The following is a 1,304-nucleotide window of genomic DNA, read 5'->3' as shown; positions in this document are numbered from 1 at the left end:
AAAAAATACACTCAGTTTCCTCTCTCTGTTACCCTTGAGTTGTCGAGACAAAAGGAATGGGAGAGGAAAAGAGTGCACCATCATTTTATCACAGAGTTGTTAGGAATTAAAGATACGCATGTGGATGTGTGGGATATCAGAGAAGAAGAAAATTATTTTATTGCGGAATTGTTCACGAAACAGCGCAAGCAGAAGTGTCCTTTTTGCGGAGAGAGGACCAAGCGGATGCATGGCTATCGCTGGCAAAGCGTTCAAGGACCAGCGTTTACGACCAAAGAAATTCATATTTCCCTGCGAAAGAGACGTTATATTTGTACGTCGTGCCATCACACATTTTATGAACGTTTACAAATGATTCAACGGTATCAACGGTGTATGGCGAGCGTTCAGACGACAGCGATGATGCATGCAGCGATAAGTTCCTTTCGAACGGCAGCGCTCGTAACTGGAGTGACGGAAAGTCGCGTTTTACGATGGTTTGACCAGAAGGAGCTAACATCTAGGAAGGTATTGCCGCGTGTTATTGCGATTGATGAGTTTAAAGGAGATGCGGATGGCAAAAGGTTTCAATTGAATGTAGTAGATGTGGAGAATCGAAGAATTATCGATATCTTGCCGGATCGAAAAGTAGAAACAATGGAGGAGTACCTGAAGTCTTGTGATACAGGAAAGGTAGAGATTGTCGTGATGGATTTATCCCGAAGTTTTAAACAAGCTATTCGAAAAGCGTTGGGAAATCCTCTTATTATCGCAGATCGTTTTCACTTTATGCGACAGGTCTATTGGGCTTTTGATGAAGTACGTCGTGAAGTTCAAAAAGGACTGCCCAAGAAAGATCGGATTCGAATGAAACGCTCCAAGAAGCTTCTTTGGAAATCATGGATAGCGTGCTCTGATAACCAGAAGAAGAAAATCCAACAATTATTAGAAATAGATACGCGCTTAAAGGAAGCCTATGATTTAAAGCATGCATTGGATATGTGGTTTAAGGAAAGTGACGAATATAGCGTAGCTGCAGGATTAGAAGCATGCTTAAAAAAGTTGAAAGCATCCACATTAGATGGGTTTCATCGTGTCGCGGGTACATTTAAAAGATGGCGTCAAGAGATCCTTCAATCTTTTATGTACCCTTATAATAATGGCTACATAGAAGGAGTAAATAACACCATTAAAGTATTAAAGAGACTATCTTATGGAATTAAAAATTTTGAGCGAATGAGAAAGAAAATTCTATGGCAACAAGAGGTAAAGCTTGTATTAAAATAAGCTCATAAAAAAAGAGGTGGGGAATGATTATTCCACCA

Annotated in this window: 1 protein-coding gene; it reads left to right on the top strand. The window is 40.1% G+C overall.

Features of this window, described 5'->3' with window-relative positions; genetic code table 11:
* Positions 1-72 precede the first annotated feature (72 nt).
* Complete coding sequence (locus OSO01_RS23145) at positions 73-1,266, top strand: ISL3 family transposase (RefSeq protein ID WP_147212811.1); 1,194 nt, start codon at positions 73-75, stop codon at positions 1,264-1,266.
* The last annotated feature ends 38 nt before the right edge of the window (positions 1,267-1,304 follow it).

Source organism: Oceanobacillus sojae (genome assembly GCF_007991515.1).
GTDB classification, from domain to species: Bacteria; Bacillota; Bacilli; order Bacillales; family Amphibacillaceae; genus Oceanobacillus; species Oceanobacillus sojae.
Note: the sequence above shows the minus strand (reverse complement) of the source record. Positions and strands in the feature narration are given on the sequence as shown.